This window comes from Chryseobacterium subflavum, from assembly GCF_055762745.1.
Genome location: NZ_JBVTMR010000001.1, coordinates 766,973 through 789,190 on the forward strand (window position 1 = coordinate 766,973; position 22,218 = coordinate 789,190).

Annotated in this window: 25 protein-coding genes, 1 tRNA gene and 1 pseudogene; 20 read left to right on the plus strand and 7 right to left on the minus strand. The window is 36.6% G+C overall.

The features are described 5' to 3' along the window. Nucleotides 1-9: 9 nt before the first annotated feature. The 8 genes from AC0INN_RS03480 (at nucleotide 10) to AC0INN_RS03515 (ending at nucleotide 5,644) form a co-directional block, all read left to right on the plus strand. Nucleotides 10-375, plus strand: coding sequence for a response regulator (locus tag AC0INN_RS03480; protein ID WP_172278087.1), 366 nt, complete (start codon nucleotides 10-12; stop codon nucleotides 373-375). Beyond that, nucleotides 376-1,206, plus strand: a complete 831-nt coding sequence (locus tag AC0INN_RS03485; protein WP_273647667.1) for a CheR family methyltransferase — start codon at nucleotides 376-378, stop codon at nucleotides 1,204-1,206. A 7-nt stretch (nucleotides 1,207-1,213) separates the two neighbouring features. Next, nucleotides 1,214-1,795, plus strand: a complete 582-nt coding sequence (locus tag AC0INN_RS03490; RefSeq protein WP_273647668.1) for a chemotaxis protein CheB — start codon at nucleotides 1,214-1,216, stop codon at nucleotides 1,793-1,795. Nucleotides 1,796-1,811: 16 nt separating this feature from the next. Then, on the plus strand, nucleotides 1,812-2,177 hold the full coding sequence (locus AC0INN_RS03495; protein ID WP_172278092.1) for a response regulator: 366 nt from the start codon (nucleotides 1,812-1,814) through the stop codon (nucleotides 2,175-2,177). A gap of 171 nt (nucleotides 2,178-2,348) precedes the next feature. Continuing rightward, the gene (locus AC0INN_RS03500; protein ID WP_273647669.1) at nucleotides 2,349-2,840 is read left to right on the plus strand and encodes a MarR family winged helix-turn-helix transcriptional regulator; all 492 of its coding nucleotides are present in this window, start codon (nucleotides 2,349-2,351) and stop codon (nucleotides 2,838-2,840) included. Nucleotides 2,841-2,846: 6 nt separating this feature from the next. Continuing rightward, the gene (locus tag AC0INN_RS03505) at nucleotides 2,847-3,605 is read left to right on the plus strand and encodes a hypothetical protein (protein ID WP_306611698.1); all 759 of its coding nucleotides are present in this window, start codon (nucleotides 2,847-2,849) and stop codon (nucleotides 3,603-3,605) included. 209 nt (nucleotides 3,606-3,814) lie between these two features. Continuing rightward, complete coding sequence (locus tag AC0INN_RS03510) at nucleotides 3,815-4,822, plus strand: SDR family oxidoreductase (RefSeq protein WP_306611700.1); 1,008 nt, start codon at nucleotides 3,815-3,817, stop codon at nucleotides 4,820-4,822. Nucleotides 4,823-4,903: 81 nt separating this feature from the next. Then, nucleotides 4,904-5,644 carry a sterol desaturase family protein gene (locus AC0INN_RS03515; RefSeq protein WP_306611702.1) on the plus strand — a complete coding sequence of 247 codons (741 nt, stop codon included), beginning with the start codon at nucleotides 4,904-4,906 and terminating at the stop codon, nucleotides 5,642-5,644. Nucleotides 5,645-5,664: 20 nt separating this feature from the next. On the opposite strand, the gene AC0INN_RS03520 is transcribed toward AC0INN_RS03515, so the two are convergent. The 4 genes from AC0INN_RS03520 to AC0INN_RS03535 all read right to left on the minus strand — a co-directional run bounded on the left by AC0INN_RS03520 (nucleotide 5,665) and on the right by AC0INN_RS03535 (nucleotide 8,538). Beyond that, entirely contained in the window at nucleotides 5,665-6,528 is an 864-nt protein-coding gene (locus AC0INN_RS03520) for an NAD(P)-dependent oxidoreductase (protein ID WP_306611704.1), read from the minus strand. A 176-nt stretch (nucleotides 6,529-6,704) separates the two neighbouring features. Further along, a complete protein-coding gene (locus AC0INN_RS03525) occupies nucleotides 6,705-7,061 on the minus strand; it encodes a nuclear transport factor 2 family protein (protein WP_273647673.1) in 357 nt (118 codons plus the stop codon). Beyond that, entirely contained in the window at nucleotides 7,024-7,656 is a 633-nt protein-coding gene (locus AC0INN_RS03530) for an FMN-dependent NADH-azoreductase (RefSeq protein WP_273647674.1), read from the minus strand. The genes AC0INN_RS03525 and AC0INN_RS03530 overlap by 38 nt, the downstream gene beginning before the upstream one ends. A 48-nt stretch (nucleotides 7,657-7,704) precedes the next feature. Continuing rightward, nucleotides 7,705-8,538: a sigma-70 family RNA polymerase sigma factor gene (locus AC0INN_RS03535; RefSeq protein ID WP_273647675.1), complete on the minus strand. Its 834-nt coding sequence runs from the start codon at nucleotides 8,536-8,538 to the stop codon at nucleotides 7,705-7,707. A 108-nt stretch (nucleotides 8,539-8,646) separates the two neighbouring features. On the opposite strand from AC0INN_RS03535, the gene AC0INN_RS03540 reads away from it, so the two are divergent. Both AC0INN_RS03540 and AC0INN_RS03545 read left to right on the plus strand, forming a co-directional pair. Continuing rightward, a complete protein-coding gene (locus AC0INN_RS03540; protein WP_306612895.1) occupies nucleotides 8,647-9,210 on the plus strand; it encodes a Crp/Fnr family transcriptional regulator in 564 nt (187 codons plus the stop codon). Between the two features lie 102 nt (nucleotides 9,211-9,312). Then, a pseudogene (locus tag AC0INN_RS03545) lies at nucleotides 9,313-9,704 on the plus strand (RidA family protein). 175 nt (nucleotides 9,705-9,879) lie between these two features. Here the strand turns inward: AC0INN_RS03545 and AC0INN_RS03550 are convergent. Next, complete coding sequence (locus AC0INN_RS03550) at nucleotides 9,880-10,941, minus strand: NADH:flavin oxidoreductase (protein WP_273647677.1); 1,062 nt, start codon at nucleotides 10,939-10,941, stop codon at nucleotides 9,880-9,882. Nucleotides 10,942-11,124: 183 nt separating this feature from the next. On the opposite strand from AC0INN_RS03550, the gene AC0INN_RS03555 reads away from it, so the two are divergent. From AC0INN_RS03555 to AC0INN_RS03580, 6 genes are all read left to right on the plus strand, one after another. Continuing rightward, nucleotides 11,125-11,418, plus strand: coding sequence for a winged helix-turn-helix transcriptional regulator (locus AC0INN_RS03555; protein WP_228456933.1), 294 nt, complete (start codon nucleotides 11,125-11,127; stop codon nucleotides 11,416-11,418). Nucleotides 11,419-11,675: 257 nt separating this feature from the next. Next, nucleotides 11,676-12,734: a 3-oxoacyl-ACP synthase III family protein gene (locus tag AC0INN_RS03560; protein WP_172278118.1), complete on the plus strand. Its 1,059-nt coding sequence runs from the start codon at nucleotides 11,676-11,678 to the stop codon at nucleotides 12,732-12,734. A gap of 93 nt (nucleotides 12,735-12,827) precedes the next feature. Next, a tRNA-Ser gene (locus AC0INN_RS03565) sits at nucleotides 12,828-12,912 on the plus strand. A 272-nt stretch (nucleotides 12,913-13,184) separates the two neighbouring features. Then, nucleotides 13,185-14,576, plus strand: a complete 1,392-nt coding sequence (locus tag AC0INN_RS03570) for a site-specific integrase (RefSeq protein ID WP_306611707.1) — start codon at nucleotides 13,185-13,187, stop codon at nucleotides 14,574-14,576. Nucleotides 14,577-14,707: 131 nt separating this feature from the next. Then, on the plus strand, nucleotides 14,708-15,343 hold the full coding sequence (locus AC0INN_RS03575) for a hypothetical protein (protein WP_306611709.1): 636 nt from the start codon (nucleotides 14,708-14,710) through the stop codon (nucleotides 15,341-15,343). Nucleotides 15,344-15,685: 342 nt separating this feature from the next. Further along, nucleotides 15,686-15,934 (plus strand): hypothetical protein, encoded by a 249-nt coding sequence (locus AC0INN_RS03580; protein ID WP_306611710.1) that lies wholly within the window; start codon nucleotides 15,686-15,688, stop codon nucleotides 15,932-15,934. A gap of 426 nt (nucleotides 15,935-16,360) precedes the next feature. Here AC0INN_RS03580 and AC0INN_RS03585 read toward each other — a convergent pair whose 3' ends face one another. Beyond that, nucleotides 16,361-16,666 carry a winged helix-turn-helix transcriptional regulator gene (locus AC0INN_RS03585; protein WP_306611711.1) on the minus strand — a complete coding sequence of 102 codons (306 nt, stop codon included), beginning with the start codon at nucleotides 16,664-16,666 and terminating at the stop codon, nucleotides 16,361-16,363. 112 nt (nucleotides 16,667-16,778) lie between these two features. On the opposite strand from AC0INN_RS03585, the gene AC0INN_RS03590 reads away from it, so the two are divergent. Together AC0INN_RS03590 and AC0INN_RS03595 are read left to right on the plus strand one after the other, a co-directional pair. Further along, on the plus strand, nucleotides 16,779-17,741 hold the full coding sequence (locus AC0INN_RS03590) for an NADP-dependent oxidoreductase (RefSeq protein WP_306611712.1): 963 nt from the start codon (nucleotides 16,779-16,781) through the stop codon (nucleotides 17,739-17,741). 209 nt (nucleotides 17,742-17,950) lie between these two features. After that, a complete protein-coding gene (locus tag AC0INN_RS03595) occupies nucleotides 17,951-18,457 on the plus strand; it encodes a hypothetical protein (RefSeq protein WP_306611713.1) in 507 nt (168 codons plus the stop codon). Nucleotides 18,458-18,992: 535 nt separating this feature from the next. On the opposite strand, the gene AC0INN_RS03600 is transcribed toward AC0INN_RS03595, so the two are convergent. Continuing rightward, a complete protein-coding gene (locus tag AC0INN_RS03600; protein WP_306611714.1) occupies nucleotides 18,993-19,277 on the minus strand; it encodes a MerR family transcriptional regulator in 285 nt (94 codons plus the stop codon). Between the two features lie 495 nt (nucleotides 19,278-19,772). Here AC0INN_RS03600 and AC0INN_RS03605 point away from each other — a divergent pair, with 495 nt between their 5' ends. Both AC0INN_RS03605 and AC0INN_RS03610 read left to right on the plus strand, forming a co-directional pair. Next, the gene (locus AC0INN_RS03605; protein WP_306611716.1) at nucleotides 19,773-20,957 is read left to right on the plus strand and encodes a helix-turn-helix domain-containing protein; all 1,185 of its coding nucleotides are present in this window, start codon (nucleotides 19,773-19,775) and stop codon (nucleotides 20,955-20,957) included. A gap of 362 nt (nucleotides 20,958-21,319) precedes the next feature. Next, nucleotides 21,320-22,162, plus strand: a complete 843-nt coding sequence (locus AC0INN_RS03610) for an RteC domain-containing protein (RefSeq protein ID WP_306611717.1) — start codon at nucleotides 21,320-21,322, stop codon at nucleotides 22,160-22,162. Nucleotides 22,163-22,218: the final 56 nt, after the last annotated feature.

Here is a 22,218-nt window from a genome sequence, read left to right on the forward strand (position 1 = left end):
TCACTTCTGATGAAAAAAAAGATTTTGATCGTGGATGACGATCCGCGAAACATATTTGCACTTAAACTTACTCTGAAAGCCAGAGGATATCAAATGGAGAGCTGTACAATGGCACAGGAAGCCATTGAACTTTTACAGAAAGACGACCGGATCGGAGTCGTATTGATGGATATGATGATGCCGGAAATGGATGGTTATGAAGCCATCAGGATTATCCGCGAAACACCTTCGATCAGTAAGGTTCCCATTATTGCCGTGACGGCACAAGCCATGAAGGAAGACCGCCAGAAATGTCTTGATGTTGGAGCACAGGATTATGTGAAAAAGCCTATCGATGTCGATCTTTTATTAACTGCCATTGAAAAACTGTCGTAGATGCTGGAACCAAGTATTGTAAAGGATGAAGAGGTAGAGCATCTGATAAAAGATGTTTATGAACTGTATGGTTATGACTTTTCCATGTACAGCAGGGCTTCGTTTAAACGAAGGGTAAACAGGATCTGCCTGATCGATAAGTTTGCCAGTTTTGCAGAGTTAAGATATACTGTGCTTAATGATCCGGATTATCTGAAGCACTTTATCGAGGAAATTACGGTGAATGTGACGGAAATGTTTCGTGATCCCTATTTTTTCAAAGCATTACGGGAAAATATTTTACCCCAATTGGGAACCTATCCTTTAATCAGAATCTGGGTGGCAGGCTGTTCAACCGGGGAAGAGGCTTATTCTATGGCCATATTATTGAAGGAAGCCGGTCTTTATCAGAAATCACTGATTTATGCTACGGATATTAACCCTTCTGTGCTGGAAACAGCCCGTGCCGGAGTTTTTCCTCTGCAACAGATGAAATTGTATTCAGAGAATTATATACTTTCAGGAGGTAAAAAAGATTTTTCAGATTATTATACGGCCAATTATGATAGTGCAATGTTTGATTCAAGTCTCAAGCAAAAGTTGATTTTGTCTACCCATAATCTGGTGTCAGACAGCTCCTTTAACAGTTTTCAGCTGATTATATGTCGGAATGTGCTCATCTACTTTGATAAAGCTTTACAGGAGCGTGTTTTTCAGCTGTTTGACGATAGCCTTGAAAATCTGGGCTATCTTGCTTTAGGTTCGAAAGAAACTCTTAGATTTTCGAATCTGAACAGATATTATCATCAGGCCGATGATCAGCGGATCTGGAAGAAAGTAGACCATCATTAATATTTATATGAAAGAAATAGAAGAGAATATTGAACTCATTGTTATAGGAGGTTCTGCGGGAAGCTTAGAGGTGATACTGGATATGGTGAAAAAGCTGGATCATAAGATCAGCTTTCCCATTATATTGGTTGTTCACCGTAAATCTCAATCCGTAAGCATTTTACCGACTTTGCTGCAGCAGTTTTCTTCTATAGAAGTAACGGAAATTGAAGATAAAACAGAAATAAATAATAATCAGATCTATATTGTGCCAGCCGACTATCATCTTTTATTTGAAAGTAAAGAGCTGGTATCTCTTGATAGTTCGGAAAAAATGAATTATTCACGTCCATCGATTGATGTAACCTTTAAGTCAGCTTCAGAAATATATGGGAAAAGTCTTGTCGGAATATTGTTATCCGGTGCTAATGCCGATGGAGTAGAAGGTTTACAGTATATTAAAAAAAATCATGGAAGGGTGTGGATCCAGGACCCGGATACCGCGGAGGTTAACTATATGCCCAGACATGCAGTGGAAGGAGTGAGCTATGATCTCATCATTACTCCTGAAAATCTTGCAGAGTGCATTAATCAATTAAACCGGTTTTAAATTAAAGCTAATATATATGAGTAAGAAGAAAATTTTAATTTTTGATGATGACAAGACGATCCTGGACGTTGCAACCATCATTTTTGAAGAAAGTGGTTATGAAGTAGGGATTTCAGAAACGTCGCATGATATCATCGATAAGGTATCACAGTTTCAGCCGGATGTGATTCTAATGGATAACTGGATTCCCAATATCGGGGGAGTAGAAGCAACGAAACTTCTAAAAAACCATGAAGAGTTCAAAAAGATCCCTGTGATCTACATAACGGCTAACAATGATATCAATGCGTTGGCGGAAAGCGCTCAGGCTGATGATTATATTGCCAAGCCATTCAACCTGGATGATCTTGAAGAAAAGGTAGCTAAATACCTGAAAGGATAAACCGGATAAAAAAGCGTGTTTATCATACCGGATGTATAAAATCCTTACCTGACAAAGTAAGGATTTTTTATTTCTATTCATGATCTTGTACTTTTTTTTCAAAAAATATATAGCCACCTATATAGTTGTGTATATTTTTTATATATTTGAATGTCCAATATGTACAATTCCATGAACAATGATTTCATAAAAGAGCTTGGCTATAAGGCACTTGATTCCCGGTTTAAAAGGATCAGTGAAAAGATGGCTTACAGTGTGAAGAAACTTTATAAAGATCTTGATTACGACATAGAGCCCAACTGGTATCTGATATTTATGATCCTAAGGGATAAAGGAGAATTATCTCTGATAGATATTGCTGAAAGTCTGGGATATTCCCATCCGTCTGTTGTGGTCACGGTAAAAAAAATGGCGGCCAAAGATTATCTGGATGTAAAAAAAGATGATTCGGATAAAAGAAAACAGATCGTATCACTTTCTCCCAAAGCATTAAGATTAATGCCCGAATTTGAAATGCTCTGGAACAGCTGTGAGGCTGCCATTCTCAAAGTATTGCAGGAAGATCTCACGATCTTAAAATACCTTGATACTATTGAAGCCTCTTTGGAGGAGACCTCCTTTTATTATCGCTTCAAACAGGAGTATAAAAACCAATTAAAATAAAAACCCATGAAAAAATACCTTATCATTCTTCTCTCGGTATTTTGCGTATTTTCCTTTGCAAAAGAGACCAGAATAACCATTAGAGCGAAAGCTAAAGATGCTAAATTCATCGGAAGTTCTCTGGGAGGAGCGTATGTGATTGTAAGGAATAAGATCAATAATACCATTTTGGCTGAAGGAAAAACCAGTGGCAGTACAGGAAATACGGATCTGATCATGAAAGCTCCAAAACATAGAGATAGTTCTATTGTTGATGATGCAACCGGTAAATTTCTGGCCACGGTTAATATTGATGAACCTACTTTTGTAAGTATAGAAGTGTTTTCACCATTCAATCATAAACAGGCACAGGCGAAAGTAAGCACGGAAATATGGCTTATTCCTGGAAAAGATATTCTGGGCGACGGGATCATCCTGGAAATACCCGGGTTTATTATTGATATTTTAAAGCCCCGAACGCATCAATATATCGGATTAAGCTCAATCAGTGGAAAACCTTTTCAGATACAGGCCAATATTGTTATGATGTGCGGTTGTGTGATCGATAAAGGTGGTGTATGGGATTCCGATAAGTTTGAAACTAAAGCCTTAGTTAATAAAGATGGAAAACGGGTAAGTGAAATCAATTTATCATTGGTTTCTACCAATCTTTTTGAAGGGAACACTTCTATTTCTGTACCGGGAAATTATGAGATCATCGTTTATGCTTTTGATCCCAAAACAGGAAACACCGGAGTGGATAAAATCAATTACGTAGTATATTAAAAGATACAGAGGTTTTTATACCTTCTTGTTTATATCTGAATACACTATAGTAAAGCTGCTTTATTCGATCTCGATCTATAGTTGTAGTATAGTTGTTTTGAACTTTTTAATTGTAAAAAACATATAAAAATTAGAATATTAATGGACTAGATTATCCTTTATGGCATGATAATAGGTTGATTGTAAGCATTAACCAAATCAATTACAAAATGAAATCTGAGACTAAATTAAAAAAGAGTATAAGAGGAAAAACCGTAGTTATTACCGGAGGAAGTAGTGGAGTTGGTAAAGCTACTGCGGAAGCATTTGCTTTGGAAGGATGTAATATTGTAGTTGCTGCCCGGGGTAAAGAAGCTCTGGATGAAACCGTGAGTCTTTGCAGGGATCTTGGAGTGGCGGTAATAGGGGTACCTACAGATGTTTCAAAAGCTGAAGAAGTTGCTCATCTTGCTGAAACAGCCATTCAATTTAACGGAAGAATTGACATTTGGGTAAATAATGCCGGTGTCATGGCAAGCGGAAAATTTGAAGAAATACCCATGGAACTTAATGAGCAGGTCATCAAAACAAATTTGTTCGGATATATGCATGGGGCTTACAGTGCGCTCCCCATCTTCAAAAAGCAGCAGGAGGGAATCTTAATTAATAATGTTTCTATCGGTGGTTTTATGCCGGCTCCTTATAGTGCTGTTTATTCATCAACAAAATTCGGAATTCGCGGTATGATGGATTGTCTTCAGGGGGAGATTTCCGATTATCCGGATATTCATATTTGTAATATTTATCCTCAGATTCAAAGATCCACCGGAAATATGCATTCGGCAAAATATTCCGGACTGGATTTTAAAATTCCGCCGTTTGCAGCAGATCCCCGGGACACAGCCAAAAAAATTGTGGAGTTGGCTAAAAACCCCAGAAAAGATCTGTTTCCCGATTTTACCTCATTACTTCTTAAAAATATCTACGGATTATTTCCGAAACCGATCATTAATATAGCTTCTGCAGGGATGAGAATGATGATGAAAGCTAAAAATGCTCCACCTGATTCGGGTAATATTTTAAAGCCTTCGTCAGAGCCTCACCGCATTTATGGGGAAACCATGCTGCCCGTCCCTTCCAAAAAGACAAAATTAGCCATTGCAGCGGGACTGGGTTTAGGTTTGGCTTACATGATCTTGAAAGCCGGTTCCGGAAATAAGCAAATAAAGAATTCTTAATATAAGAAGCGATATTTCAGCAGTAAAATTACTACGCATTTCATTTCGTCCGTTGCCCTGAAATTCATATTTTTATACTTCATGATAGAGAACGGATTTTTGAATTTCAGCGGATCGGGATTTCCCGAATATATAAAAATATTGGAACGGTTGACCTGGTTGGATTGGGTAGGGGCTAGCCTGGCTGTAAATATCGCTTTGTATCTTTTTTCAATAGGTCTTTACCTGAGTATTGAAAAGACCTGTCCCAAAAATAAGCTACAGGAGCATAGTCATCCTGTCATGCGGTCGGATTATTATCTGAGCTTCGTAACCATTCTCTGTAATTGTTTAGTAATGCTCTGCGGTGTTTTCCTTTGGAAAAATCATTGGATTACATTAGGAAATAGGTTTTCAGCGGTTTCCGTTTTTTTAGAGGTCCTGGCTTTAATCCTACTGATGGATCTTTGTATGTACTTTTTTCATTTTATTGCCCATACACCTTACTTTTATAAAAGATTGCATGGAAGACATCATGAACATGTTAACACCAACTTCTTAAGCCTTTTTGTATTGCATCCGGCAGAAACAATAGGATTTGGATTGGTGATACTGGCCGTATTGGTGTGTTACGATTTTTCTGTTCTCTCCATTAGTCTGTATCTTCTTATCAATCTCATTTGGGGAACAATCGGTCATTTAAATAAAGAGTTTTTCCCACCTCAGTTTAACAAGTATTTTGTGGGAACAACACAATTCCATAACCAACATCATGTAGATGAAACTAAAAACTTTGGTTTCTACACTTCCATCTGGGACAGGATATTCGGGACTTATAAATAATGATTACAGTTGGCTGAATTTTATTTTAATTTTTTAAAACTCCTAAAAGCTTCTGTAACACCATCAAATTTTTCGTTTTTAAAAATACCGGATTCATCAACCCTTTCAAAAGTTTCAGCGGTACCGGCAGCAATTGTATTGGGAAGTCCTTCACTTCTGAGCATATCGGTCAGACCTTTCATTTCATCAATCCTTCTTGAAATATGCTGTGGGTAAGTAGGAGTTGTTTTAATCAGATCCTGATAGGTTCCCGGAAGAAATGCCTGAAGGCTTTCATTCAGTTCATCAAGAATGCCATAATGGGCTGCAGCGATCATTGTTTCAAAAAACAAAGCGTTCATTCCTTTATTGACCATTGAAAACAGAAGCTTGTAAGCTGAAGCTGCTTCTGTTTTTTCACCGGCATCTTTTATTTTAAATATCCCGCCGAATTGTTCTGCAAATAAGTTTCTCCAGATACCGCTTACAACAAATGTTGCCTGGTCCGGAACATCTTTGGAAGCACCCATTACCGCTCCGTTTACAAATCTGATATTCCCCTTACTGCACATTTTTTCAATAGATAAAGCAATCTGAGGAGTATTGGAATTGAGGTCTATAAAGACAGGTCGGTTATCCGTGTTTTTGAGATGGCCGATTATATTTTCTGCCACCTTCGGACTTGCTTCAGGATTTGCCAATGAAATAATAATATCTGCCTGTTCTGCTATGTTTTGTAGAGTATTCACATCATGGATTCCCGCATCTTTAATATTTTGGAGCGTCACTTGCGATCTTCCTTCACCTGCGGTGATAACCGTATATTTATTTTTGATTAAGGTTTTGGCGATTTGTGTTCCCATGTCTCCGGGAAAGAGAATGGCTATAACAGGTTGGGCAGTCATTATAATTTCAGTTTAACATTCAAATGATGAAGTAAATTTTATTGCAAATTTCTTTAATTTTTTTTAATTCCTAAACATATTGTCCCGGATAATTTCTATAGTTTAAAAGCCAATATTACACTTACAGCCGGTATCTATATTTTCTACACTGGCTGTAAGTAAGGTTACGGTGAAATTTACTTCTTTTCAATCACCGGAATATTGGTAATGACCTGCCATTTTTCATCCTCCTGTATACATGTAATGGTAGATGAAAAGCGGAGCACATCGCTCTCCAGGCTGAGTTTTGCAATAGCAATATTCCCTTTTTGCTCAATTGAGTCAAAAGCAAGGGTTCTAGGTTTTCCGCCAAAGGTTTTATTGCTGATGTACTCAATGTATTGTTCTTTGGAAATAATAAAAATCCCTTTTTGTTCGAAAAATCCATCCTGAATATTCTGGTAATCTTTGTGAAGAACTTCGTCCATAAGATTCGTATCACTGGTGTCACCTGCTTTAATAAATTTTTCTATAGTCTGTTTTATCTGTTGCATAATCTGATTGATTTAAATGTTGATTAATCTGCTTTCTTTGTTGTTGGATTTTTATAGCTGCTTGCTCCGGATCTACCATTCCATCCATCGGAAAATAACTTATATCTAAGATACCCAGCTGGTTTAATATGCTTGTGACCTGAATTTCAATAGGATTTTTTTCCTGAGAAGCAGGCTGAAGAATACCCAGTGCCGTAATGAGGTATGCTTTTTTACCGGTCAGCAGCCCTTTTATTCCATTGGTGTCATAGGCAAAGGTTTTTTTCGTCCGGACTATAAGGTCAAAATATGCTTTTAATGAAGAGGCAATTCCATAATTGTACATCGGAGAGGTAATAAGGATCTCATCGCAGGAATACAGCTCATCTATAAGCAGATCGGACAATCCGATGTGTCTTGAATGTAATGAGTCATCAAAAAATCCATTGAGTGTTTCCTGGGTCAGATGGGGAATAGGCTGTAAGGTCAGGTCTCTCCGGATAATCATTCCGTCATGATATTTTACTTTCCATTGTTCTGTAAAATAATCACCCATGGAACGGGAATAGGAATCATTTATCCTGAGGCTGCTGTCGAGGCGAAGTAGTGTTGTCATGTTCTGCTTTTTTCTTTAAAGACACACCGCTTCTCGGAAACGTGACGTTTATGTTAATCTTTTTAATTTTTCCGGATCTACTATGGAATAAATCTCCCGGATTCTGCCATCACGATCAACATCTAAAATATGGCAGTTGTATATCTGATTTTCCCTCCAGAAACATATGGCTGGTTGATGACTGAACCTGTGAAAAGTAAAAGGTTTGTGGTTAAGAAACTGCTGCTGGACATAGGCAAGAAGGGCAGCTGTAGCTGATTTTCCTACTTCCACTGCTTTTATCACCCGGACACGCTGTCCGCCATCTGCAGAAAGCCTGATGTCGTTCAGTAAAAGCTCCTCAAGCATCGGGATGCTTCCTTCGCTTAATGCTTTTTGATATTGAGAAAGGGTTTCATGGGAAATCGAAGAGTTGATATGATCTGGCTTATACTCGATATTCTGAAGGTGTTTCGTTGCCCTGCTCAGTAATTTTCTTGAATTTTCAGCAGAGATATCAAGGAGTTGTGCGATTTCCTGGTGGGAATAGTCAAAAGCTTCTTTCAATATATAGACAGCACGTTCTTTAGCCGTTAGTTTTTCTAAAAGAACAAGCAAAGTATAACGGGCAGTCTGTTCCTGAATAAGTCTGTTTTCCACATTATCAAAAGACAACGGTTCCGGAAGCCACTCTCCATATACCATCTTTTTTGTGTGCCTGTTTTTAAAATTTATAGCGTGATTGATGGTGCTTTTTATTAAAAAATTCTTCTCATTCCTGATTTCTGTTTTATCCAATGAAATGTATTTTTCCAGAACATCCTGCACGAGATCCTGTGAATCTTCATATGAACCTGTAATATTATAAGCGTAAGTCAATAGCTGACGATAATTTTCCTGCATGCCTTTTCTATTTAAGACCCATCAGAGGGGAAAAACGTGACCATTCTGATCAAATTAAATGATAAAGAAAGTAAAAGTAGTATTTTTATACTTTCGAAGCTACTACAGATGCAGGATCCGTTAAGAATACATATTGAAAAAGTTGTTCCGGTAAGTGACGAGGAATTTACCATCATTTCCTCGTATTTCACGAGGAAGAAATATAAAAAGTACCAATTCCTGATTCAGGAAGGGGAGTCTGTATCCTGCAATTATTTTGTTCTAAAAGGGCTTTTAAAATTGGTATACACTGATGATACCGATAAAAGCCATATTGTAGGCTTTGCCATGGAAGACTGGTGGGAGAGTGATTTCAAAGCTTTTTACACAGGATCCAGAGCAACGATGTCTCTGGAATGCGTTGAAGATACGGAAGTTCTGTGTTTAACATTGGAGGGATATAAAAAATTATGCAGTGAGATTCCCAAAATGGAACATTTTTTTCTTGAGAAAGCTTACTTTGGTTTTATATCAGCCCAGCAACGTATACTTTCGATGATGACCTCCTCTACGAAAGAAAGGTATGATCAGCTGCTTAAACAATATCCGGCACTGGTTCAGCGTGTGCCTAAATCTCTTCTTGCTGCTTATCTTGGCGTTTCGAGGGAAACCTTAAGCCGCTTTTCTTTATAAAGGAGTGATCTTCATCACTTCATAATCGTGATCCATGTCAAGAGTTGTTCCAGTGGATGATATATTGCAACTTTGCTACAACAATATAAACAGCAAACAACAATGGAAAAGCGAACAATCAATCCCTGGAACTGGCAAAAAGAAAGAAGCTATTCCCAGGCTGTAGAAGTGAAAAATGCAGAAGCTACCTTATACTGTTCAGGGCAGGCGGCTATTGATCCTGACGGAACTTCGAGTACACAGGATATGAAATCCCAGCTGGAACAGGCTATAACCAATCTGGAGGAAGTAATTACTAGTGCGGGTTATGAATGCAAAGGAATCGTCAGATTAAATATTTACACCACATCTACGAAAGAGCTGTGGCCTCATTTTCCTATCCTTCAGGAGTGGATCGCCAGGCATGGTATTGAGAACAGGCAGTTACCATACTTGAAGTAACAGGATTGTTTGAAACTTTAACAGTGGAGCTCGAAGCGACCGTGGTGAAATAATGAACAACTTTATTAAAAAAACAAAACCTTCAAGTCTTAAACTTGAAGGTTTTTTATGCCAGTAATTTCCGAATACTTTCTGAAATCCTTTTTGCACATTGGAAATCATCAGGAGATTAGATTTCCGGTTATTGAAGAAAACTTTATATATAAACAAAGAAATTGTTGTAACGGTTTAATACAAAACTCCCATACTTTCTGCTGCAAAGCCTGAAAGTTCTTCTAATTTTCCCTCTTTTACTTTTTTCACCCACTGATAATCGTTCAGTAAAGCACGGCCTACAGCCACTAAGTCGAAATCCTGTCTTTCTAATCTTCTCAGTAATTCCGTAAGGTCAGATTTTTCTGAGCTTTCACCCGCAAATGCCGACATGAAATCACCTTTAAGTCCTACGGACCCTACGGTAATCGTTGGCTGGCCGGTTACTTTTTTTGCCCATCCGGCAAAGTTAAGATCCGAACCTTCAAATTCTGGCTCCCAGAAACGACGTTGTGAACAATGGAAGATATCTACTCCCGCTTCTTTTAAAGGAAGCAACCAATCTTCCATCTCAGAAGGGTTTGTGGCCAGCCTGCTTTTATAATCCTGCTGTTTCCACTGCGAAAGTCGGATGATAATTGTAAAATCTTCTCCTACAGCCGCTCTGATTGCTTTTACTACATCTACAGCAAAGCGGGTTCTTTCCTTTATTGTTTTGCCACCATATTCATCAGTTCTTGTATTGGTAACCTCCCATAGAAACTGGTCGATAAGATAACCGTGAGCACCGTGGATCTCAATACAATCGAAGCCTAAATCTTTAGCTGATTTCGCTGAAGCTGCAAATTGATTTATGGTGTCCTGAATATCTTCCAGAGACATAGTAGAAGCTTTTTCCATTGGAACCAAAGGATAGTCGTCAGATGAACGGGTGTCGCCCACGTGCCATATCTGTGGTCCCATTTTACCCCCGTTATGATGAACCTGATCGATTACATTTTTCCAACCTGCCAATGCTTCAGTACCGTAGAAATCAGGGATGTTCTGCATATTTTTAGAGGCAGGGCGATTGATTACAGTTCCTTCAGAAAGGATTAATCCAACTTCTGAGGCTGCTCTACGGCCATAATAATCTGCAATTTGTTGTGTAGGTACACCATTATCCGATTGTGCTCTTGTCATGGGAGCCATTACAATTCTGTTTTTAAGGTGTAGATTTTTATAGTTAAATGGAGTGAATAACGCGTCTGTACTCATTTTCTATTAATTTTTATTAATAATTTTTATTCTTTTGTTACACAAAGTAACTAATAATAATTCGTTTTTGTACCTATTAGAAAAAAAATTGTGGTAACTTTGTCGTAACAAACGATAGTAACCGGCTTGTAACTTATGAAAGAAAATAAAATAACCCAGCACTGTTGTCCCCTGGTAAAGGCTATGTCTTCCCTGGGAAGTAAATGGAAGCCTGTCATTGTTATGGTAATTAATGACAGAAAATTACGGTTTGGACAGATTGCAGCCCGCATTCATGTCATTTCGCGTAAGGTTCTTACCGACCAGCTAAGAGAAATGGTAGAGGATGGACTGCTAATTAGAGAGGAATTTAAAGAACTGCCACCCCGGGTTGAATATACCCTCACGGAAAAGGGACTTGCTCTTTTGCCCATTTTAAATTTATTGGAAGATTGGGAAAGAAATTATGAAACAAAAGAAGTTTTGGCTGAGGCATAACTTTCTTTGGTTTTATAAGATTAAGAGTTTTTGATGCCAGGTTGATGATTGATTCCTACTCAGTTAAAGATTATTTTATTTTTTTATAAGAGGTGCATTAGTGAATTAAAATTCAGTAAATGCTTATGACATACATAACAGATTAAGTAAAAAAAGAAGACAATCTCTAATCTCAAATACTTTTTTTTATAATTAATCGTTATATTTATCGAATTAATTCTTAAATCAAAAATGGATTAATAGATCATAACTTTTAGATGACCAGTAAAATCATTGGTGTAGGAAACTACATCCCCCCGGAAACCATTACCAATTTATTCTTTGATAAACACAATTTTATAAACAAAAGCGGCGAGTCATTAAAAGAAAGTAATGCTATTATTGCCAGTAAACTCAAGGAGATTACGGGCATTGAAGAAAGAAGATATGCGAGCAATGATCAGGTTACATCCGATCTGGGCTTTATTGCTGCCAAAGCAGCTATCGAAGATGCAGGAATTGATCCTGAAACGTTGGATTATATTATATTTGCCCATAACTTTGGGGACGTCCGCTTTGGAACTGTTCAGTCCGATACGGTTCCGAGTCTTGCCTCAAGGGTGAAACACCTATTAAAAATCAAAAATAATTTTTGCGTCGCCTATGACGTATTATTCGGATGTCCCGGATGGATCGAAGGAATCATCCAGGCCAATGCATTCATTAAATCCGGTATTGCCAAAAGATGCCTGGTTATCGGAGCTGAGACCTTATCAAGGGTAGTGGATATCCACGACCGGGATAGTATGATCTATGCAGATGGGGCAGGGGCAGCCATTCTGGAGATCTCTGAGGAAGAAAACGGAATAAAATCCCATATCTCAGCCTCTTTTACCCTGACCGAAAAAGATTATTTATATTTCGGAAAATCATACAACAATGACAAATGCCCGGATACCAAATACATTAAAATGGATGGGCGTAAAATTTACGAATTTGCTCTTTCAAATGTTCCGGATGCAATGAAGAAATGTCTGGATGACAGTGGCTATGGAATTGATCAGCTGAATAAGATTATCATCCACCAGGCGAATGAGAAAATGGATGAAGCTATTGTTAAAAGATTCTATCAGTTGTACAATACACCTATGCCCGAAGATATTATGCCTATGGTTATCAAAAAACTAGGCAATAGCAGTGTGGCAACAATCCCTTCATTACTAAGCATGATCCTGAAAGATGAACTGGATTCCCATGATATCGATAAAGGAGATATAGTCTTGTTTGCCTCGGTAGGAGCAGGGATGAATATTAATGCATTTGTGTATAAATTTTAATATTTTATTCACAGACTGCTAAAAATATTTTGTCAGAAATAAAAAACTCTCTATATTTGCACCACTGAAAACGAAGGTATAGCCGGAGTTCAGGGAGAGTTGGCAGAGTGGTCGATTGCGGCAGTCTTGAAAACTGTTGACTGTAACAGGTCCGGGGGTTCGAATCCCTCACTCTCCGCTATAAGTGAAAGCATACACTAACAAATGCTTAAAAGAGCTAATAAAGCCTGCAATTTTTTAAAATTGCAGGCTTTATTTTTTTTGAGGAAATCCCAAAATTTGCAAAAAGCCTCATAATCTATGTGGCAATATCGTGGCACTTTTAGATTATGAAAAAAAGTGCCACAGATTAGTATTTAATACGTTGATTATCAACATGTATGGTACGCAGACGACTTGATTTAAGGACGCATTATTTCGACATTTATTAACACTAAAAATTGTCGAATTATGCTAGAGATTAGTTATGGGCTAACATTCTTTTTAAAAAGCCCGAAAAGAAAATCTGACCTATTCAGATATGTTTATGTGAGAATTACCGTTGATGGAGTTCCAAAGGAGACCTCAACGAAGCGCAAATGGGATATGCGCAGATGGGATCAGAATTTAGAAAGAGCTATTGGTACGAAAGAAGATGCCAGGTCACTCAATTTCTTTTTAGATTCATTAGAATTAAAAGTTGGTAATTTCAAAACTGAGTTAGTAAATACAGGAAAGACAATTACTGCTGCGCGGATTATTGAATTTATAAAGGGCCATGAGCCTTCAAAAGCTAAAGTACTTGAAGAGTTTCAAAAACATAATGACGAGATGCAAGCCCTGGTTCCTGAAGAGTATTCAAAAGGAACTCATACCCGTTATGTAACGGCACGTTCCCACGTAGAGGAATTTATTAAGTTTAAATACAAAAAGGAAGATCTCGAATTCCGTGAACTGAACTACGAATTTATCACAGACTATGAATTCTATTTGAAAACAGTGCGGGAATGCGCTAATAATACAGCTTTAAAATACATTAGTAATTTTAAAAAAATAGTATTACGCGCTATTGCAAAGGAAATTATTCCCAATGATCCCTTTAAATTGTTTAAGGGCAAAAAGACGAAGATTAAAAAGAAACCTTTGACCAAAGGGGAATTACAATTACTCGAAAATAAAGATTTTTCTAGCGATAGACTTTCCACTATACGGGATATATTTGTTTTTCAATGTTATACCGGTCTTGCTTATATTGATGCCTACCAATTAAAAAAGACGGATATTAAGGAAGGAAATGATGGCAGATTGTGGATTATGAGCAGTCGCCAAAAATCCAAATCGAATACTGACATCCCCCTTCTTCCAAAAGCATTAGAAATTATGAATAAATATAAGGATAATGCTCTGTGTATTTCAAGAGGTTCAATACTTCCTGTGAAATCTAATCAAAAGATGAACGAGTATCTTAAAGAAATAGCAACCCTGTGTGGCATCAATACATCTCTTAATACCCACAAAGCAAGACGCACATTTGCTAGTACTATAACTCTTAATAATGGTGTACCAATAAATGTTGTTAAAGAAATGCTGGGACACCACTCTGTAAAACAGACCGAAGATTATGCGATTACCGAGCAAGAAACGATAAGCCGGGAAATGATAGAATTAAAAGAAAGATTGTCCGGTTCTGAAACTTCACAAATTGAGAATGATGGAGATATCGCAAGACTATTAAATCATCTTAATAGAGAGTTTGAGAGTCTAAAGTTAGCGCAACAGACAGGCGAACAAAACGCTTTTAAAAAGAAGCTGGCTCAACTTGAAGCGAGTTTTAACAAGTTTAAGGCAGGTATAAGCTCTTAATGTTATCAAACTTAATACCGTTCAACATGCTTTAATAGATCCATACCGATTTAGATTTCTCCGGGCTGGCTTTAAGCAAGAAGTAGGTTGGTTTTCAGGAAGATATACATGGTTCGCAAAATTTTAATATTATGTTTGGAATTTTTAAAAATAATAAAGTTGAGAAATTTGAAGTCGATCTTTTAGTTAACATATTTAAAAGATTGCCTCCTGAATTTCATGCATTTGAGGATCAAATTAAGGATGGGCTATTGAATCGAAGATTTCCTCAAAAAGATGATTCAAAAAACTATATTGGATTTTCTTACAATGGTCAGCTTTCAAAAAAGTATGAAACAAAAACTGGTCGCTATTTCAAACTGACTAATATTCAGGTTTATGAAATAAAATCAGCTCAATTTATCCTGATTGAAATTTTCATGCACTCCGGACTAGTTATTGGATATGCAACGCCAACAACCGCAAAACCAAAACTCGATGTTGATCGAATAAATATTTCAGAATATAAAACTGAGTTCCTTGATGAAAAAAATGAAGATTTTAAGAAGCTGGCTAAGTTGCTAAATGAAGATGAGGTGAAATTATTAGATCCATCAGAAGTTTATTCCGTTGAATTTGATTCCAAGCTCTATTATCACGTAAAGGAATTAGAGAATGGAGATTTTTTAGGGATTGACGAAGATGGCAATATTTATAGAATTACTCATGATCCCTATGAGATAAAGCTTTTGCATGATCCAATTTCAAAGGTATTAAAGGCCTACTGACTCTAACCATCTAACATTTTCATAATGTCTGTTTTCCAAGCGAGACAATAGTATGCTTAAAATTGATAAAACTCTGGACACACGTTTATGGGGATTTTGTAACCGATTTTGGTTGGTCAAGGGTTAACAAAATTCGAATAAACGGGACTTACTGCACTTCGGTTCAGGTTCGAAAAAAGCAAAGAAGTACCAACTGAAATTAAAGCGAAAACCAGTCAGATTATTTCTGAGGCCCTAAAAATAACAGCCAATGAAAAGGATTTTACAGCTTATTTAATAGACCACGGAATAAATACAGTCATCAGAAGAAATGAACAGGGCAGGCTGTATGGAATTACGTTTGTGGATCACAATACCGGACATGTATTCAATGGTTCTCATTTAGGCAAACAATTCTCTGCAAACGTATTTCATAAACTCTTTTCAGGTAAAAACATAAATGAGAATTTGAAAATCGATCTTTTAGCTTCCCAAAAAGCTCCTTTAAGTAATACAAAATATTTAAAAGAAGATCTGCATCCGCTATTCGATTTTATGGTTAATACAGGAAGTATTATTAGTGATTGGGGACTTTGGATTCACTGCTACTAAACACTATGGCAGAAGATCCCGAGGAGCAGATATTTGAGTTCAATATGAAAAAGAAGAGCAGACGGAACAAGAATTAATTATTCCCCAAAAAGATAGCACCGAATTCTTAATTTAAGGACAAACCGTAATGTTGGGAATCGTAGTATAGCTACCGAAATGAAACGCATATTTTGAATCTTCGATCTTAACTGCAACTGCTCATAAAATTCTTAAAAAAACAGTATTTATACCTTAAGAGAGTTACTACCATAAAAAATAAAATCACTATAACCGACCAATAGCAGGCTATCGTCTACAAATGGATGTATTTAAAATAGCTCCGGATATTTATCAATACACACCCATAAATGAAAACAACATCTGTAAATCTCACATATTAAGAGCGGACAGTTGTTTATAGATCTAATAAATTTTCAAAGTAATATATTATAGATTTTTCAGACCAAAAGCGATAATGTCTTCAATGATGGGTAAAACTTCTCTCCCTTTATTAGTTAAACTATATTCCACATGGGGTGGTATTTGTTTAAAATCTTTTCTGGATATGATCTCATATTCAACCAGTGTTTTTAATTCCTGAATAAGCATTTTTTCACTTATACCTTCCGTTTTTCTTTTGATCTCACCATAGCGCAAGTTGTCTTTACTCAAAGCCTCAATTATCTTCATTTTCCATTTACTACCAATCATATCCATTGCTTTTCTAACTGGACAATTTATTTTTTTTCTCATAACTAATTTAATTTCAAATACTTACCGTACGAATATAGGTACTATACCTTTAGGTAGGTACTTGACAAATATAGTACCAACTGCGTAGCTTTGTGAAAAAATATTGCATTATATGAAAGCATTACAGGTTATGGCCTATGGAGGTCCCGAAAATTTAGTACTCAATGAAATCCCAAAACCCAGTTTTAAACCAAATGAAGTGTTAATCCAAATAAAGGCAGCTTCCGTTAATCATATTGACTATGGTAAAGCTTCAGGAAAATTAAAGCAAATTTTCCCCCTTGAATTACCCTGGATCCCGGGAGATGACTTTAGTGGGGTGGTTATTGAAAAAGGGAGCGATGTATCTGCCTTCGAAATCGGTGACGAAGTTTATGGCAACAGTATTCACGGAGGTACTTATGCCGAATATATTGCAGTTAATGAAGAATATATTGCTTTAAAACCACGGTCTTTGAATTTTGAGCAAGCAGCATCGGTTCCTGTTAGTGCTCAAACTGCTTGGCAAGCAGTTTTTACCCACGGAAATTTAAAAAAAGAGCAGACTGTTTTGATCCACGGAGGAGCAGGTTCTGTAGGTGGATTTGCGGTACAGTTTGCTCATAGCATTGGTGCAAACGTGATTACCACAGCCAGCAGAGACAATTTTGATTACTTATATTCTTTAGGTGCATCGAAAGTGATTGATTACAAAAATGAAAAATTTGAGGAACTAGATACGCCTATAGATTTGGTCTTAGATTTTGTAGGTGGAGATAATCAAATCCGCTCATTAAAAGTATTGAAGCCGAACGGCAAACTTGTGGCAACAAATCAACCAATTGCCGAAGAGATTTTTGAGGATTATGGTATAGCGGGAATTTTAATGCACATGCAAATTTCTTCCCAATTATTAAAAGAAATAGCAAATAAGATTGATAGTAACGAATTGCAAATTGCTATTTCAGAAATCTATCCATTAGAAGACGCATCACAAGCATGGATTGATTTACAAGGAAATTTATCAGGAAGAGTAGGCTCAAAAATCGAAGCGAAGAAATTAAGACGAGGTAAGGCCATTCTCTCTATTTGCTAGCATTGGAATCCAAAAAATAGTGCCTTTAACATTGAAGCAAACCGATTAAAGGCATCGCCATTTTACAATCTTATTCAATGTCACCAATTCGCTTTCAGAATTTAAAATAGTAACATGCTAAAAAACGAAATTAGCAGCTTTATGTGTTGGTATTTAAATTCTGTTTTTTTATAATATTCAATTTATTGAACTGTCGGAAGTTTGGCAATATGCAAGTAATTTTTCAGGTAAGGGAAAAAGAAACCACTATCGGAATTACGCTACCACCGGAAGCCTTAGATATATACAAGTGGCATAATGGTACTCATTTTCTGGAAGACAAGTTAGCACGAGGTCAAAATTTATTCTTTGGAGCCGTTTTTTCAGCATTAGAAATTGCTGTAGAGAACCATATTTATTATTCAAAGAGCGATCGAGATTTTAAAAAACAGTATTTCACTTTATTTGAAACTATACAAGGTGTCTTATTTCTAGTAGACTGTGATAAAACATCTGCTTCCTATGGAAGGATTTTGAAGCATGATATAAGTAGGGCAATTTCACTCAAAGCGGTCACCCCTATTTATGATTATGTCAACTGCTGGTTAGAAACCATAATTCAATGTTACAGATCCGGTATTTATAGTATAGGTACCCAGGATTCAGAACCTGTATTGGACAGCGATTATCTTGCTGAAATAGAGTTGTCAAAGAAAATGAATCCAAATGATAAGTAGCATTTTTTTAAATGGATAAGCATCTTTATTATTAACCCAACCTATTGAAGAGGTACTGCTGGAAGCGGATAATCCCTTCCAGCAGTGCATATTCAAGAATACCCAATTTGCAAATTATTTAATTCTAATAATTCCCCGGGAGTAACAATAAATAGAAAAACTGGATTAACTTAAATTGCTGTTGTTCAATGTAATGTAAAGATAAAATGGATTATCAGTTTGTTTGAATGTAAATGAACACTAGGTAACCATAGGTTATGAGTATACAAATTCTACTGTACTTTGATATCCTGGGTGATATGACGGGGTATATTTTATATAAGACATATCCTGTATTTGCTTAAAATATTTGTGGTAGGTCGACAAGTTATTAATATGAGAAAGTGCCATGAGCCTACTGCGACTTACGTGTATTAGTTTTTTTTCATTTTGTAGGTAAGCAAGTTGGATCAGTGCTTGCAGTAGAGCAAGATGCCAAACGTTTAGTCTTGAATCATGAGTGATTGCTGTTAGAAAGTTTATCCACTCTATCTCGCTATTGATTTTCATCTCCAAAAAGTTTTAATAAATCAGTTCTACTATAGTAATATGATCCCATTATCTTTCGAAAACGGATTTTTCCGGTTATTCGAATATTCTGCAATGTTCCGGGAGAAATATTCATAATGCTCCTTATGGATTTACTTTTAAGCCATTCTAGTTGTAGCTCTTTAGGTCTAACATCAGGCTGCATCTGGACTTTTTTGTCAATAAGGACTTCAATATCGTGCAATAGCTTTATTCCGAATTGTCTTAGATCATTCCTTGTAATTTGTTCCATTTCTTTTTGTATTTAGTGTAATAAAAGTAGAAGTAAGAAAAAGATGGATATTGTAATTGTCCACCTTTGTCTGGGAAAGGAAGTGTATGACCCTTTCACATGGAAGGATGATTAGAAAGGAATTGGCTAAACTACTATTTTGGGGTAAATGTTAATTAGCGGTTAATCATTTATTTGGATGAAAAGTATTTTAGATGAACAACTGTTATTTTGTAACTTTTCATGATTAAATTCTAATTTTCCTAAACCTGGCCTTTGATTCTTCTTAAGCCAGCTTTTCTTTCTTGAAAATAAAGAGACAAGACGATGTAAAGAAACTGCTTATACTAGTTTCCAGTATACAACCCTTGTCACCTTATTGAAAATTATTGGATATTGAATGGTTAGAGTTGCGTTTCAAATCAATTTATTAGTATTTTTGAAGGAGCTCCGATTATATAACCCAACCCGGAGCCTTACTGCACTAAAGAAGTAATTTAATACGTCTGAAATTCGATGAGTGTTACATTAGGTGTTTTTGATATAGTTGTTATTGTGGGTGTTATACAAGGTGTTGTGGGGGCAGGTGTTGTTGGCGCTTATCCTTCCAATTTGCCTGATAAGAAATTATTATCAGCTATATTAATCACTCTGTCATTGTTAAATTTCAAAGTCCTCATGCCTATTATGGGTATCAATGAGCATCCTGTTTTACAGTATTTTCCCTTAGCAATTGATACCCTGATTCAGCCACTTTTTTACTTATATACTTGTTCATTGACAGAAAAGAATTTTGCGTTTACCCGAAAAAAACTATGGCATTTTTTTCCTGTATTTTTATTCCAATTCCACGCTTTTGTGGTATATGCGATGACTATTACAGAGGCTGATTTTCACAGCAAATACCTCATTGCTGAAGGGTATCTGTTTAATAATACAATTAAATGGATTGAAGATATTACGGCACTTTTTTCCACAGCTATTTATTGGTATCTAAGTTTGAGAAAAATACAAGCCTATCGCCAGTGGCTATTTATGAGCCAATCATCAACACAATATTCCGAACTGAGCTGGTTTAAGAACCTCCTTATCGGAACAGGCATATTGGGTGCCGTATTGTTCTTATCTTCAGTTCCAGTTACTATTCTCGGATTTACTGATTCTTTTGCTTACGTCAAAGTTTTTTATAGCTATCTTACTATACTTATTTACTTCCTTTCGATTCGTGGCTATCAAATGGTATTAGCTTCTGAAATGCAGGTTGTAGGGATGCATCAGGAAGCGTTAGGAAAGCAGAACGAATCAGTAGATTTTCCGGATATTTCTGAACCATTGATCGAAGCGGAAAAGGATTATTCAGATATTCTATCAGCATTGAAAGAGTCGATGGAGAAACATCTTCTTTTTCTGGAACCCGAATTGAGCCTGAGGGAAACGGCTAAAGCAATTGGTTATCCAATGGGACAAGTTTCTGCGGCTATTAATGAAGGCTTCGAACTGAATTTTCGAGCCTGGGTGAATAGTTATCGGGTAAACGAAGTCAAAAAAAGACTCGATGATTCTGCGTATAAACATTTAAGTCTTACTGGTATCGCTTTCGAGTGTGGCTTTAATTCCGAAGCCAGCTTTTACCGCATTTTCAGACAATATACAGGATATTCTCCCAAATCGTATCTACAGGAAATAAAGCGAGATTATTAAAAAAAACTCTCAAAAGATGTTCTGAGTGGGATAGAACTGGTAGATATTGTTTATTTGCTGGAAACAATCTGCATGTGAACAGAGTAATTACAGATTTTCAATCAACAAAAGTCCTCGAATAATTTTGAAAATAGGGCACTAATTCAATCAAAGATGACAAAAATGAACCAGCGTTGTTATAATTGATAAGGAAAAGAGAAATTTACAGTGACAAAGGTTCTTCAGACCAGATCAGCTTGGCAACAGGCTTAGAAATCGTATGCTAATAAATTCAATTATCACTGGGGCGTTTAGCTCAAAATGTATCGTTAATATTAAGAAATTACCCCCTAAATGTTTGCATAACCCATTAAATAAAATCCATGAAACCCACATTCAGAAACACTCTAAAAATCTTGAAGGAGGAAGAGGAGAGAATTACATTAGCCCCTGAGCGAGTGGTAACAGAATCCAGGAAGATGGTTACCTGTTTGCATGAACATCTTGAAAAGTTGAAAGAGTGTGTGCTTAAAGAGGGTTTTGAGAACTCTGAGGATGAAATTGAGTTTTTTAGGACCATAAAGCCGCTGATTTTTGGGAAGCTGCTTTATTACAATAAGATTTTTAAGATTGAAGCCGGCAGACCTGTTGAAGTAGGTAATATCTCTCAAAAATATTTCAAGGGAAAACTAGAAAAACTCGAAAGTTATTATATCAGGGATATTGCGGGAACTGATTTCTATAAATATTACAGGTCTGAAAGCTCAGATAAAGATGAGGAGTATTTTGTGAGAGGACACCTTGATTTGCTGCCTGGTGCAAGGAGCCGTTTTTTTGATGCTGACCATCGTTTTTCTACCTATTATGATTATGAAGCGGCACGAATCATAGAATGTGAATTATTGTACGAATATCTTCATTTACGCCTTTCTGGGCAATTTGATCAATCCGGTAATTCATTACCGGAAAATCTTGGAGATAAAAAATTTTTATGGACTGAATCTAAAAATGCGCTCATCGAGCTTATTTATGCTCTTCACGCTTCTCAGTCGGTGGGATATGGGAAATTAAGCATCCGGCAGTTGGTGACCTTATTCCAAATGGTATTTAATGTTCAGTTAGGGGATGCCAATCATGCTTTTCACCGAATGAAGTTTCGTACCGGTGATTCTTACCTGGACCGACTTAAATCAAGCCTTGACTCCTACAAGGAAAAGAATTTATAATTGGACCTCCCAATTTTATAGCGATCTCATCATTGGTAATCAAACTGATGCCCATG